This is a genomic window from Sphingomonas sp. Leaf38 (assembly GCF_001421825.1).
GTDB lineage: Bacteria > Pseudomonadota > Alphaproteobacteria > Sphingomonadales > Sphingomonadaceae > Sphingomonas.
Genome location: NZ_LMLD01000011.1, coordinates 1,304,871 through 1,317,321 on the forward strand (window position 1 = coordinate 1,304,871; position 12,451 = coordinate 1,317,321).

Below are 12,451 nucleotides of genomic sequence, written 5' to 3' on the forward strand. Positions count from 1 at the left end.
GATCTCGGCTGGCGAAACGGCAAAGATCACCGCCCCGAGGTACGCTGATATGTCCGAGTAGATACTATGCCAAATCCTTGGGTTTCTACGTGATCGAACAGGTGACGGGAACCGGATGGCTCCCTATCTCTGATCCATGTACAAACCAAAAGCCGGTCTTCCGACGCGCGAGCAGATCCTCGACTTCATCGCCACCTCCGACGTGCCCGCGGGTAAACGCGAGATCGCCAAGGGCTTCGGGCTCAGCGCTCAGGACAAGATCGGGCTGAAGGCGCTGTTGAAAGACATGGCCGACGAGGGGCTGATCGACAGCGCCCCCGGTCGCGCGTTCCACAAGATGGGCGGCGTGCCGAAGGTCACGGTGTTGCGAATCGTCGATGTAGACGATGGCGGCAACGTCTGGGCGGTGCCCGAGCGGTGGGAGGCTGAAGGCGTGCCCCCGCCGCGGCTCCGCGTGCGCGAACGCAAGCGGGGGGCGCTGGGCGTTGGCGAACGGATCCTGGCGCGCACCGAGGAGGCCGGGAACGGCTGGATCGCGCATCCGATGAAGGTGCTCGCACCGGCGTCCGAACAGGTATTGGGCGTGCTGCGTGAAGACGGGGGGCGGCTGTGGCTGACGGGGGTCGACAAGCGCGAGCGGCGTGAGTTCGCGGTCGCGGATGCGGGCGGTGCGGCGCCGGGTGATCTGGTGCTGGCCGAACTCGCGGGCAAGCCGCCGAAGATCGCCGCGCGCGTCGTCTCGAAACTGGGTGATCCGTTTGCGGCGCGCAGCTTCTCGCTGATCGCGATCCACAAGCTGGGCATTCCCGACGTCTTCTCGCAGGAGGCGCTCGACGAGGCGGAGCGGGTGTCCAAGCTGCCGCTGGGCGAGGGGCGCGAGGATTTGCGCGACGTGCCAATCGTCGCGATCGATCCCGAGGATGCGCGCGATCACGACGATGCGGTGTGGGCGGAGGCGGACGACGATCCCGCCAATGCGGGCGGCTGGAAGGCGATCGTCGCGATCGCCGATGTCAGCTTCTACGTGCGGCCGAAATCGGAGGTCGATCGCGAGGCGCGGCGGCGCGGGAACTCGGTGTATTTCCCCGACCGGGTCGTGCCGATGCTGCCCGAGATCCTGTCGGCGGAGGTGTGTTCGCTGAAGGAAGGCGCGGATCGCGCGGCACTGGCCTGCCATTTGCGGATCGGCAAGGATGGATCGCTCAAGTCGTGGCGCTTCACGCGCGCGGTGGTGCGGATCGCGGCGAACCTGGCCTATGAAGAGGCGCAGGCGGCGATCGACGGTACGCTCGACCTCGATCTGACCGAATCCGTGCTGCGTCCCCTCTGGGCATGCTGGCAGTCGCTCGCCAAGGCGCGCGATGCGCGGGCGCCGCTCGATCTCGATCTGCCCGAGCGCCGGGTAGTGCTCGACGAGCAGGGGCGGATCATGTCGGTTTCGCCGCGCGAACGGCTCGACGCGCACCGGCTGATCGAGGACTACATGATCGCCGCCAACGTCGCCGCCGCCAAGGCGCTCGAGGCGAAGAAGGCGCCGGTGATGTATCGCATCCACGAGCCGCCGAGCCGCGAGAAGATGATGGCGCTGAAGGAGTATCTCGAGACGTTCGACGTGCCGTTCGCGCTGGGGCAGGTCGTCCGCCCGGCGACGTTCAACCACATCATCGAGCGGATCGGCGATGCCGACTTCCGGCCGCAGGTGATGGAGCAGATCCTCCGCACGCAGACACAGGCCTATTATGCGCCGGGCAATCATGGGCATTTCGGGCTCAGCCTTGGCAGTTACGCGCACTTCACCTCGCCGATCCGGCGTTATGCGGATCTGCTCGTGCACCGCTCGCTGGTGTCCGCCTACGGGCTAGGCGAGGGCGGGTTGCCGGCAGACGACGCGGCCAACATGGAGTCGGTCGGCGAGATCATCAGCCGGCTCGAGCGCCGCGCGATGGAGGCCGAGCGCGATACCACCGATCGCTATGTCGCGGCGTTCCTGTCGGAGCGAGTCGGGCAGGTGATGGATGTCAGGATCACCGGCGTGACCAATTTCGGCTTCTTCGCGACGGTCGAGGGGATTGGCGGCGACGGGCTGATGCCGGTGCGCGATCTGGGCGGCGAGTATTTCCGCTTCGACGAGGGCGCACGCACGCTGACCGGCGAGCATAGCGGCGACGTGTTCGCGCAGGGGCAGGCACTGGAACTGCGGCTCGCGGAGGCGAACCCGGTATCGGGGGCGCTGCGCTTCGAGATGCCCGAGGGGAAGGGGGCTGCTCCGCCGCCGCGTGACGGGCGCAAGCCGGTCCGCCAGATTAAGCACCGCGGTCGGCCCATGAACATCCGCCACCAGGGAAAGCGGCGGTAGAGCGTCAGCCGACGGTGAACGTCAGCCCCGCTTTCGCCACCAGCCGGTCGCGCAGAACCGTCCCCATCAGCGCGCCCGGTGTCCATATGCCGCCGTCGCCGCTCACGTCCTGGGCGAGGCACAAGGCGGCCTCTGCGATCATCTTGCTGGTCGAACCGTAACCGGGATCGCGATCGCCGGTGACGACCGCGTCGATCCGTGCGCCATCGGGCATGATGCCGACGAACAACAGGTCGTAATGGCCGGCGTCGCGCTCTTCTTTCGACGGACCCTCGCCCGGCTTCGGCCCCTTGTCGCCCGCGAACGGATTGAACTTGGCGATCGCCTCCGCGGCCATCTTGCCCATGTCGCCCAGCCCTGCGACCATCATCTCGTCATAGACGAATTCCGCGCCATACGCCTCGCCGAGCAGGAAGTTGGTGCGGTGGACGTTCTTGGTATTGATCGGTGCCATCACGAACGGCGCGACCCAGGCCGAGAGCGTCGTGTCATATTCGGGGAGAAGCCCGGTCGGCTGGTGCGGCCCCTGGAAGCCCGGGGTCAGCGCGAACGGGCTGGTCAGCAGCTTGACGATGCCGGGATCGCGCGCGGCGGCGGCGAGCGTCGCCTTGAGGCTGGCCGCGGTGCCGCCCGAGAACGTCCCCTGCATTGTCCGCACGCGACCTTTCACGCGGGGCGCGGGGATGCCGTATTTGGCTTTTGCCGCGTCCTGCAACGTCAGCACGCCGAGATCGAACGGGATGCTGTCGAATCCGCACGAGAAGACGATCCGCGCACCGGTGCGCGTCGCCTCGCCCTCATGCGCGTCGATCATGTGGCGCATCCAGGCGGGCTCGCCGCACAGATCGACATAGCCGGTGCCGGTCGCGGCGCACGCGGCGACGAGTGCGCTGCCATAGAGTTGGTACGGGCCGACGGTGGAGATCACGACGGTGGCGCGCTCCGCCATCGCGCGCAGGCTGGCGGGATCGTCCGAATCGGCGGTGACGAGCGGCGTGTCGGCGGGCGCACCGATCAGATCGCGCACCTCCTGCAACTTCGCCAGCGACCGGCCCGCCATCGCCCAGCGGACACCGCTCGGATAGGTCTGAGTCAGATATTCGGCGACCAGCCGACCGGTAAAGCCCGTCGCGCCATAGATGACGATGTCGAAATCGCGCATATCCGCCTCCTGTTTGCGCCGGTTCTGCGCTCCTGCTCGTGGCATCGCAAGAGAAACACAGTGACTCGCCAAGGCTGCGTCGATCTGCGAGCATCGCTAAATGGCCTCCGATCGCAAAACCGTCGCGTTCATCGTCGAGCAGCTCGCAGCAGCGGGCGACGTCTCGGCAAAGCCGATGTTCGGCGAATTTGGCGTCTATTGCGACGGCAGGATGGTGGCGTTGATCTGCGACGACCAGCTGTTCGTGAAGCCGACCCCCGGCGGCCGTGCGTTCGCAGGCGCGATCGACGAGGGGGCGCCCTATCCGGGCGCGAAACCCTGCCTGCTGGTCGACGCCGATCGCTGGGACGACGCCGACTGGCTTGCCGAACTCGTCCGTATCTCGACCGCGGAACTGCCGCTGCCAAAACCCAAAAAGGCTAAGCCGCCTCGTTGAACTGGAGGCTGGCGAGCCGCGCGTAGAGGCCGCTGTTGGTCATCAGCGCGCCGTGCGAGCCCTCCTCGACGATCTGCCCGTCGCTCATCACGATGATCCGCTCCGCCGCGCGCACCGTGGCGAGGCGGTGTGCGATGACGAGCGTGGTGCGGTTCGCCATCAGCCGCTCGAGCGCCTCCTGCACCAGCCGCTCGCTTTCGGCGTCGAGCGCGCTGGTCGCCTCGTCGAGCAGCAGGATCGGCGCATCGCGGAGCAGCGCGCGCGCGATCGTCACGCGCTGGCGCTGCCCGCCCGACAGTCGCGCGCCGCCCTCGCCGAGGAACGTGTCGAGCCCCTCGGGCAGCTTGCGCAGGAATTCGGCCGCGTTGGCGGCCTCGGCGGCGGCCCAGAGCTGGTCGTCGGTCGCGGTCCAGTCGCCGTAGCGCAGATTGTCGCGCGCGGACGCGCCGAAGATGATCGTCTCCTGCGGGACCATCGCGATCCGCGCGCGCACTGCGGCGGGATCGGCGTCGCGCAGGTCGACGCCGTCGAGCGTCACGCGGCCCGCATCGGGATCGTAGAAGCGCTGGACGAGCTGAAACAACGTCGTCTTGCCTGCGCCCGAGGGACCGACGACCGCGACCGTCTCGCCCGGCTTGATGTCGAGCGAGAAGCCGTTGAGCGCGGCGACGTCGCGGCGGGTCGGGTAATGGAACTGGACGTTCTCGAACGCGAGCGCGCCGCGCGGCGGCAGCGGGAGCGCGACCGGGGTGGCGGGGGCGGCGATCTCGGGCGTCTCGCGCAGCAGTTCCGACAGTCGCCCGGCGGCGCCGGCACCGCGCAACAGGTCGCCATACACCTCGGTCAGCGCGCCGAACGCGCCTGCGACGATCCCGCCGGTAAGAACGAACGCGGCGATCGCGCCGCCGCTGATCCGTCCGGCGGCGACGTCGATCGCGCCCTCCCACAGGACCAGCGTGATCGATCCGAAGACCAGCCCGATGACGATCGCGGTCATCACCGCGCGCAGCAGGATGCGCGCGCGCGCCGCCGCGAAGGTCGCGCCGACCGCATCGGCGAAGCGGATCGCCTCGCGGTCCTCCTGGCCGAACGCCTGCACGACCTTCATCGCGCCGAGCGTCTCGGTCGCGATCGAGCCGACATCGGCGACCCGGTCCTGCGAGGTGCGCGAGTAATTGCGCACGCGTTTGCCGAGCAGTGCGATCGGCAGGATGATCAGCGGGATGCCGATCATCAGCATGCCGGCGAGCTTCGGCGAGATCGCGAACAGATAGATCAGCCCGCCGATCCCGGTGAAGGTGTTGCGCAGCGCGATCGACACGGTGCTGCCGACGACCTGTTCGATCAGCGCGGTATCCGAGGTGAGCCGCGAGGCGATTTCGGACGGGCGATTCTCCTCGAAGAAGCGCGGCGTCAGGCGAAGCAGGTGGCGCTGCACGGTGGTGCGAATGTCCGCGACGACGCGTTCGCCGAGCCACGAGACGTAATAGAAGCGCACCGCGGTCGCCAGTGCGAGCACGACGACGATCATCAGCAGATAGTGGAACGACGTGCCGACCGATCCGCTGGCGCCAGGGCCGAAGCCGCGATCGATCACGCGCTTGAAGCCATAGGGTATGCCGATCGTCGCCGCGGACGTGGTCATCAGCGCGAGGCCGGCAAACGCGATCTGGCGCGGATAGTTGGCGGCGTGGCGCCATACCATTGCGAGATCGCCGATCCGGCGGGACGTCTTCTCTTCGGGGTTCGGCTTGGCCATGCGGCACCGCCTAGCAGCCGTGGGGGTGCCGCTCAACGACAACCACCGTGCGCGGTGGCCGTGGAGACAGCCCGGCCTGACGCGATAGGTAATGATCGCGCGTTGCGCTGCGGCGCTTTTGCGTTACGACCGTTATAGCCTATATAAAGGCGAAGGATACCGCATGCTCTACGATGCTTACGAATTCCAACGGTCGATGATGTCAGGTGCCAGCAAACTGGCGAGTTTCGGCGCGGAAATGCTCAACAATCCGGCAAACCCATTCGCCTATTTAGGGGGCGGGGCGGTGATCGGATCGGCGCTGGAGGTGTTCGCACACGCGAATGCGACTCGCGGAAAGCCGGCGTTCGGGCTCGACCGGACGGTCATCGACGGGCGTGAGGTCGCGGTGCGCGAGGAGATCGTGCTGCGGAAGGATTTCGGCCAGCTGAAGCGGTTCGTGCGGGACGGCGTCGAGGGCGGCCCCAAGCTGCTGATCGTCGCGCCGATGTCGGGCCATTACGCCACGCTGCTGCGCGGGACGGTCGAGCGGATGCTCCCGTTCGCGGACGTCTACATCACCGACTGGCGCGATGCGCGCAGCGTGCCGTTGTCGGCGGGCCGCTTCGATCTCGACGATTATGTCGATTATTTGATCGCGTTTCTCGAGCAGATCGGCGCGAACGAGGGGCAGGGCGGGACGCACATGCTCGCGGTCTGCCAGCCGTCGGTACCCTGTTATGCCGCGGCGGCGCTGATGAGCGCGGACAAGAATCCGTGCCGGCCCAAGACGCTGACGATGATGGGCGGTCCCGTTGACACGCGCGAAGCGCCGACCGCGGTCAACACGCTGGCGACCGAACGGCCGCATGCCTGGTTTGAGCAGAATGTGATCGCGACGGTACCGGGCAATTATCCGGGTGCGGGGCGCAAGGTCTATCCCGGGTTCCTGCAGCTTGCCGGGTTCATGTCGATGAATTTGGGCAACCACATGGTCTCGCATTGGGAGATGTATAAGCATCTCGTCCAAGGCGACGATGCGAGCGCGTCGCAGAGCCAGGATTTCTATGAGGAATATCGCTCGGTCTGCGACATGACCGCGGAATTCTATCTCCAGACGATCGATGTGGTCTTCCAGACCCACGCACTGCCGCGCGGGATCCTGACGCATCGTGGACGGCTCGTGGATCCGGCGGCGATCACCGATATCGGGCTGCTGGCCATCGAGGGGGAGCGCGACGATATTTCAGGCCTGGGCCAGACCAAGGCTGCGCTGACGCTGGCGACGGCGTTGCCGGATGCGAAGAAGCGCTATTTGATCGCGGAGGGCGCAGGGCATTACGGCATCTTCAACGGTTCGCGCTGGCGCGACAAGATCGCGCCCGTTGTCGAAGAGTTCATCACCGCGAACGGGTGACGGCTATGGGCAGCCCCGATCGCGGGGCTGCCCACCGGTAGCTTATGCGACCGAGTCGACGACCGCGTGGCTGCTCGACTCGTCCGGACGGATCGTGCCGCCGAACAGCATCTTCAGGCGACCACCGATCGAGATGTCCGTCTCCCACAGTTCTGCGCTGTCGATGTCGAAGCGCAGCAGCGTGAGGTTCGGGTCTTCCTTGCCGCCCGGAAACCATGCCTCGACTTGGTTGTTCCAGAGCTTGTCGATCTGCGTGCGATCGTTCGACGTCGAAACGTCTCCCGACATGCAGGCAAAGAAATCATGCCCCTTGCCGACGAACTGCGCCATCGCCGCGCCACCCTTGGCGATGCGATTGTCGCGACCGGCGAAGAAGAACAGCGTGTTGGGCTGATCGTCGTCGATCTGCGCGGTCATCGGCTCGGAATGCTGGCCATCCTCGAGGCCGATCATCACGAACGGGCTCGACTTCAGCTTGTCGATGAACTTCGCTGCGATTTCCTGCGGGGTATCCTTGTCGGCCATCGTCATTCTCCTGTGGGCTTGGATTGCCTGAGAGAACGGGCGGGGCGGGCGTTGGTTGCGCTGCGCGGTCCGATGCGATGCTGCTTGGTGAAAGCGCAGACAGCGCGCCATGATGGGGGCGGCAGCAGTCCTGCTGCCAAACAAGAAAGGTAAGGTGTATGCAACTTGCCGATCTGTGCCTGATCCCCGGCATGCGCTTCGCCTTCGCGACCCTGGTCGTGAAGATCATCGGAGTGTCGCGCAAAGGCTAGGTGCACGGGAGGGGCTTGGGCTGACACCCAAGTCCCAAACGTATTGGGCCCCGGCCGCTGACACGACCGAGGCCCAGACAAGAAAGGCGGTGTATGCAACGCCGCTTTATTACATGCGCGAATGCGGCATGGTTTTCAAGATCACAGCACCTCGAACAACCCGGCGGCACCCATGCCACCGCCTACGCACATCGTGACGACGACGTACTTGGCACCGCGGCGCTTGCCTTCGATCAGCGCGTGGCCGGTCGCGCGCGCGCCGGTCATGCCATAGGGGTGGCCGATCGAGATCGCGCCGCCGCTGACGTTGAGCCGCTCGTCGGGGATGCCGAGCGTGTCGCGGCAATAGAGCACCTGCACCGCGAACGCCTCGTTCAGCTCCCACAGGCCGATATCGTCCATCTTGAGGCCGAAGCGCTTGAGGAGCTTGGGGATCGCGACGACCGGGCCGATCCCCATCTCGTCGGGCTCGGTGCCGCCGACCGCGATGCCGACATAGCGACCGAGCGGCTGGAGGCCGCGCTGCGAGGCGATCTTCTCCTCCATCAGTACCGACGACGACGACCCGTCCGACAGCTGCGATGCGTTGCCGGCGGTGATCGTGAAGTCGGGGCCCATGACTGGCTTGAGCGACTGGAGCCCTTCGAGCGTGGTGTCGGCGCGATTGCCCTCGTCCTTGGCGATCGTCACGTCCTTGTAGGTGACCTCCTTGGTCTCCTTGTTGACGATGGCCATGTTGGCCTCGACCGCGACGATCTCCGCGTCGAAATAGCCTGCGGCCTGCGCGGCGGCGGTGCGCTGCTGCGACTGGAGCGCATAGGCGTCCATCGCGTCGCGGCTGATGCCGTAGCGCTTGGCGACCACCTCGGCAGTCTGCAGCATCGGCATGTAGACGTCCTTGTGCATCGCGACCAGCTGCGGATCGGGCGCGACGCGCATCTGCGGGGTCTGGACGAGGCTGATGCTCTCGACGCCGCCGCCGATCGTGATGTCCATATTGTCGGTGATGATCTGCTTGGCGGCGGTGGCGATCGCCATCAGGCCCGACGCGCACTGGCGGTCGACCGACATGCCCGAGACGGTCACCGGAAGCCCGGCGCGCAGCAAGGACGTGCGCGCGATGTTGCCGGCCTGGTGACCCTGTTGGAGCGCGCAGCCGAAGACGACGTCGTCGATCTCCGCGCCATCGACGCCGGCGCGCTCGACTGCGGCGCGGATCGAATGTGCGGCGAGCGTGGGGGCAGGCGTGTTGTTGAAGCCGCCGCGATAGGCGCGGCCGATGGCGGTGCGGGCGGTGGAGACGATGACGGCTGAACGCATGGGTATATCCTTTTCTGCTCCCCTCCCGCTCGCGGGAGGGGACTCGGTAAAATCAAACGAAGATCTGGCTGATCCATTCGGCGATCAGGGCGGGCTTTTCCTGGCCTTCGATCTCGACCGTGAAGGCGTTGGTCTGCTGCCACTGGCCGGGGCGCTTTTCGTCGAACGACAGCAGCTTGAACCTGCCGCGCACCTTGGAGCCCGACCGGACCGGCGAGAGGAAGCGCACCGAGTTGCCGCCGTAATTGACGCCCATCTTCGCACCCTCGATCGTCGGCGCGTCGGGCACCTTCGACGATAGTAGCGGCATCAGCGAGAGCGTGAGGAAGCCGTGCGCGATCGTGCCGCCGAACGGGGTCTGCGCCGCGCGGGCCGGGTCGATATGAATGAACTGGTGGTCGCCGGTCGCGTCGGCGAACTGGTCGATCATGGCTTGCGTGACCTCGACCCAGTCGGACACCGTTTCGGTGCCGATGCGAGCCTGCATCTCTGCGGTGGTGATCGTTGCCACGGGGTTCCTCTCTGTTGGCGCAACGCGCTGACGCGTCTCTAGGCGAGGAGGCCTTGCTCTCGCAAGCCTTGCGCTAACCGGAAAGAGGAAAATGATGGGTTTGTCGAGGTGGGGTTGCGAACCCGATATTCTAAAGCGCTATTTTCTAAGGAGAGTGGGGGCTGCATTTGGATAGCGGTTTTCCGTTCCTTGCTCTCCCGCGAAGGCGGGAGCCCAGTCTTGGTCCCCCTATTCGCGAGGAAACATGCCAAGGTTGGTTTGAGGGCCTGAAGTACCTCCCCGGCGCAGGCCGGGGTCCAATTGGGGGGCGTCGCTGACGGAGGTTGCGCCTCGTTAATGCCACCTTACCAATTGGGCCCCGGCCTTCGCCGGGGAGGTGCACTCGTTCGAATGCGATGCGCCAACTCAATGGTCTGGATGCCGATGGCTTACGCGTCCAGGCGTGCTGGCTTGCCCTCGGGATACGGAGCGACGACCGAGCCATCCGGTGCGGCAATCATGTTGACCTGGGTCGGGAAGGCGATCTCGATCTTCTCGTCGTTGAGGCGCTTCAGGATCGCGATGCCGACTGCGGTGCGGCCGTCGTAGAAGCTCGCATAATCGGGGCCCTTGCTGTCGAACTGCACTTCGAAATCGAGGCTGGATGCGCCGAAGCCGGTGAAGCCGGCGCGGGTGAAGATCTTGTCGTTGGCCTCGACGATCTCCTTCAGCATCGCCGGGATGCGCGAGCAGACCTCTGGCGGGGTCGAGTAGGTGACGCCGATGATGAATTTCGCGCGGCGGTGGTTACGCTGCGTGTTGTTGAGGATTTCCTTGTTGAGCAGGTTCTTGTTCGAGATCACGCGCTCCTCGCCGTCGATGCCGCGGATGCGCGTCGATTTCAGGCCGATCGCCTCGACGCTGCCCGAGGCGGTGTCGTAGCTGATCGAATCGCCGCGGCGGAACGGACGGTCGAAGATGATCGCGAGCGCGGCGAACAGGTCGGCGAAGATACCCTGCGCGGCGAGACCGATCGCGATGCCGCCGACGCCGAGCCCGGCGACGAGGCCGGTGACGTTGACGCCCAGATTGTCGAGCACGACGACCAAGGCGACCGCGAACACGACGAACGTGACGAGCAGCCGGATCAGCCCCATCGCCGACAGCAGCGCCTCACCCGAATAATGTTCGGACTGGGTGCGGTGTTCGATCGCGCCGAGGATGATCTCGCGCACCCAGACCGCCGCCTGGAACACCGCGGCGACGGTGAAGAGGAAGTTGATCGTCGTCGCGACCTCGCCGGGGGCGGCGGAATAGCCCGACACGAGCTTTGCCGCGAGCATGACGATGAAGAAGTTGCCGGTGCGCGCGATGGCCTTGCCGACGACCATGCCCCAGCCATTCAGCGCGCGCGGGCGCTGGCACAGCTTGCTGCCGAACCGGCGCGCGGTGTGCAGAACGACGACGATCGCCGCGCCGATCCCGACCGCGATCAGGATCTGGAGCCAATAGGCCTGGATCCAGGCGATGCTGGCGGTGAAGAAGCCCTGCGCTTGGTTGCCGACGTCGCCGGCGTCGAAGATCGGTTGTTTGGCGGCGGTGGTTGCGTTGGACATGGAGATACTCGTCAGGCCGCGTTGGCGATGATCGCGGGCGTGCCGGCTTCGAGGAAGGCGATCAGCCCGCATTCCTCGCGGCTGAGATAGCGCTTGGCGCGCGGGAGGCGGAGCGCCTTGCGGAACGTCGACTGGCCGGTCTTCACCAGCGCGATCAACGAGGGATGGACATAACTCTTTCGCGCGATCGCATGCGTGTTGCCGAGCCGTGCGACGACGGGCTCGAGCATCGACTTGAGGCTGAGATCCGCCTCGGCGGAGGCCAAAGCCTCGAACGCGGCGACGCTGGCGGCCCAGGTGCGGAAGTTCTTCGCGGTGAATTCGGTGCCGGTGACGTCGCGGATATAGCAGTTCACGTCGGTCGAGGTGACGGGATGCGCGACTCCCGCATCGTCGAGCCAGGCGAACAGATGCTGTTCGTCGAGATCCTGGCATTTCTTGACGAAGCTGCTGAGCGAGCGATCGGTGATCTTGAGCGTCCGCATCTTGCCCGATTTGCCCTTGTACTGGAGTTTCAGCGTCGCACCCTTTATCGCGCCGTGGCGCTTGCGCAGCGTAGTCGCGCCGAAGCTCTCGTTCGCCTCGGCATAGGCTTCGTTGCCGACGCGGATATGGCCGCCGTCGAGCAGGCGGAGGACGGCGGCGACGGCGCGCTCTCGGGTGAGCGAACGTTTGCGCAGGTCGGACTCGACCGCCTTGCGTAGCTTGGGGAGCGCATGGCCGAAATCGGCGCAGCGTTCGTATTTGGCCGCCTCCTGCGCTTCGCGGAAGCCGAGGTGATAGCGATACTGCTTGCGACCCTTCTCGTCCCAGCCGACCGCCTGGATATGGCCGTTGGGCTTGGGGCAGAACCAGGCGTCACGATAGGCGGGGGGCAGGGCGATCGTGTTGAGCCGGTCGATCTCGTCGCGGTCGGTGATGCGCTCGCCCTTGGCATCGAAATAGCCCCAGCCGTTCCGCATCTTCTTGCGGGTGATGCCGGGCTTGCTGTCGTCCGAATACACGATTCTGGTGGGCAATGCGGTGGTCCTTGGGGCGCCGTATGAACTCTCTCTGGAAATGTTCGGGAAGGCGCATCGTTCCGGAACGACGCGGGCCGCCCGTGGTTGAGGGGGCACTGGATTTCACTGGAGACATGCC

General features: G+C 66.0%; 10 protein-coding genes. 3 read left to right on the forward strand and 7 right to left on the reverse strand.

Annotated elements, in window-relative coordinates; genetic code table 11:
- Positions 1–136 precede the first annotated feature (136 nt).
- Complete coding sequence (locus ASE88_RS13355) at positions 137–2,356, forward strand: ribonuclease R family protein (protein WP_056478478.1); 2,220 nt, start codon at positions 137–139, stop codon at positions 2,354–2,356.
- A gap of 4 nt (positions 2,357–2,360) precedes the next feature.
- Here the strand turns inward: ASE88_RS13355 and ASE88_RS13360 are convergent, their stop codons facing one another.
- Complete coding sequence (locus ASE88_RS13360; protein ID WP_056479532.1) at positions 2,361–3,518, reverse strand: saccharopine dehydrogenase family protein; 1,158 nt, start codon at positions 3,516–3,518, stop codon at positions 2,361–2,363.
- A gap of 100 nt (positions 3,519–3,618) precedes the next feature.
- Between ASE88_RS13360 and ASE88_RS13365 the strand changes: the two genes are divergently transcribed.
- The gene (locus ASE88_RS13365; RefSeq protein ID WP_055878378.1) at positions 3,619–3,954 is read left to right on the forward strand and encodes a TfoX/Sxy family protein; all 336 of its coding nucleotides are present in this window, start codon (positions 3,619–3,621) and stop codon (positions 3,952–3,954) included.
- Here ASE88_RS13365 and ASE88_RS13370 read toward each other — a convergent pair.
- Entirely contained in the window at positions 3,938–5,713 is a 1,776-nt protein-coding gene (locus ASE88_RS13370; protein ID WP_055878375.1) for an ABC transporter transmembrane domain-containing protein, read from the reverse strand. The two genes, ASE88_RS13365 and ASE88_RS13370, sit on opposite strands and share 17 nt — an antisense overlap.
- Before the next feature lie 163 nt (positions 5,714–5,876).
- Between ASE88_RS13370 and ASE88_RS13375 the strand changes: the two genes are divergently transcribed.
- The gene (locus ASE88_RS13375; protein ID WP_055878885.1) at positions 5,877–7,109 is read left to right on the forward strand and encodes a polyhydroxyalkanoate depolymerase; all 1,233 of its coding nucleotides are present in this window, start codon (positions 5,877–5,879) and stop codon (positions 7,107–7,109) included.
- Between the two features lie 42 nt (positions 7,110–7,151).
- On the opposite strand, the gene ASE88_RS13380 is transcribed toward ASE88_RS13375, so the two are convergent.
- From ASE88_RS13380 to ASE88_RS13400, 5 genes are all read right to left on the reverse strand, one after another.
- Positions 7,152–7,634: a pyridoxamine 5'-phosphate oxidase family protein gene (locus ASE88_RS13380; RefSeq protein WP_055878883.1), complete on the reverse strand. Its 483-nt coding sequence runs from the start codon at positions 7,632–7,634 to the stop codon at positions 7,152–7,154.
- Between the two features lie 392 nt (positions 7,635–8,026).
- On the reverse strand, positions 8,027–9,205 hold the full coding sequence (locus ASE88_RS13385) for an acetyl-CoA C-acyltransferase (protein ID WP_055878373.1): 1,179 nt from the start codon (positions 9,203–9,205) through the stop codon (positions 8,027–8,029).
- Between the two features lie 52 nt (positions 9,206–9,257).
- Positions 9,258–9,692, reverse strand: coding sequence for a MaoC family dehydratase (locus tag ASE88_RS13390; protein ID WP_200910251.1), 435 nt, complete (start codon positions 9,690–9,692; stop codon positions 9,258–9,260).
- 452 nt (positions 9,693–10,144) lie between these two features.
- Positions 10,145–11,311 carry a mechanosensitive ion channel family protein gene (locus tag ASE88_RS13395; protein ID WP_056478483.1) on the reverse strand — a complete coding sequence of 389 codons (1,167 nt, stop codon included), beginning with the start codon at positions 11,309–11,311 and terminating at the stop codon, positions 10,145–10,147.
- Between the two features lie 11 nt (positions 11,312–11,322).
- Entirely contained in the window at positions 11,323–12,273 is a 951-nt protein-coding gene (locus ASE88_RS13400; RefSeq protein WP_056479534.1) for a DNA topoisomerase IB, read from the reverse strand.
- Positions 12,274–12,451 lie beyond the last annotated feature (178 nt).

What these genes read in the sequence shown, in the direction of transcription:
- ASE88_RS13355 (WP_056478478.1), top strand. Translation starts at nt 137, where the DNA reads ATGTACAAACCAAAAGCCGGTCTTCCGACGCGCGAGCAGATCCTCGAC.
- ASE88_RS13360 (WP_056479532.1), bottom strand. Translation starts at nt 3,518, where the DNA reads ATGCGCGATTTCGACATCGTCATCTATGGCGCGACGGGCTTTACCGGT.
- ASE88_RS13365 (WP_055878378.1), top strand. Translation starts at nt 3,619, where the DNA reads ATGGCCTCCGATCGCAAAACCGTCGCGTTCATCGTCGAGCAGCTCGCA.
- ASE88_RS13370 (WP_055878375.1), bottom strand. Translation starts at nt 5,713, where the DNA reads ATGGCCAAGCCGAACCCCGAAGAGAAGACGTCCCGCCGGATCGGCGAT.
- ASE88_RS13375 (WP_055878885.1), top strand. Translation starts at nt 5,877, where the DNA reads ATGCTCTACGATGCTTACGAATTCCAACGGTCGATGATGTCAGGTGCC.
- ASE88_RS13380 (WP_055878883.1), bottom strand. Translation starts at nt 7,634, where the DNA reads ATGGCCGACAAGGATACCCCGCAGGAAATCGCAGCGAAGTTCATCGAC.
- ASE88_RS13385 (WP_055878373.1), bottom strand. Translation starts at nt 9,205, where the DNA reads ATGCGTTCAGCCGTCATCGTCTCCACCGCCCGCACCGCCATCGGCCGC.
- ASE88_RS13390 (WP_200910251.1), bottom strand. Translation starts at nt 9,692, where the DNA reads ATGCAGGCTCGCATCGGCACCGAAACGGTGTCCGACTGGGTCGAGGTC.
- ASE88_RS13395 (WP_056478483.1), bottom strand. Translation starts at nt 11,311, where the DNA reads ATGTCCAACGCAACCACCGCCGCCAAACAACCGATCTTCGACGCCGGC.
- ASE88_RS13400 (WP_056479534.1), bottom strand. Translation starts at nt 12,273, where the DNA reads ATGCGGAACGGCTGGGGCTATTTCGATGCCAAGGGCGAGCGCATCACC.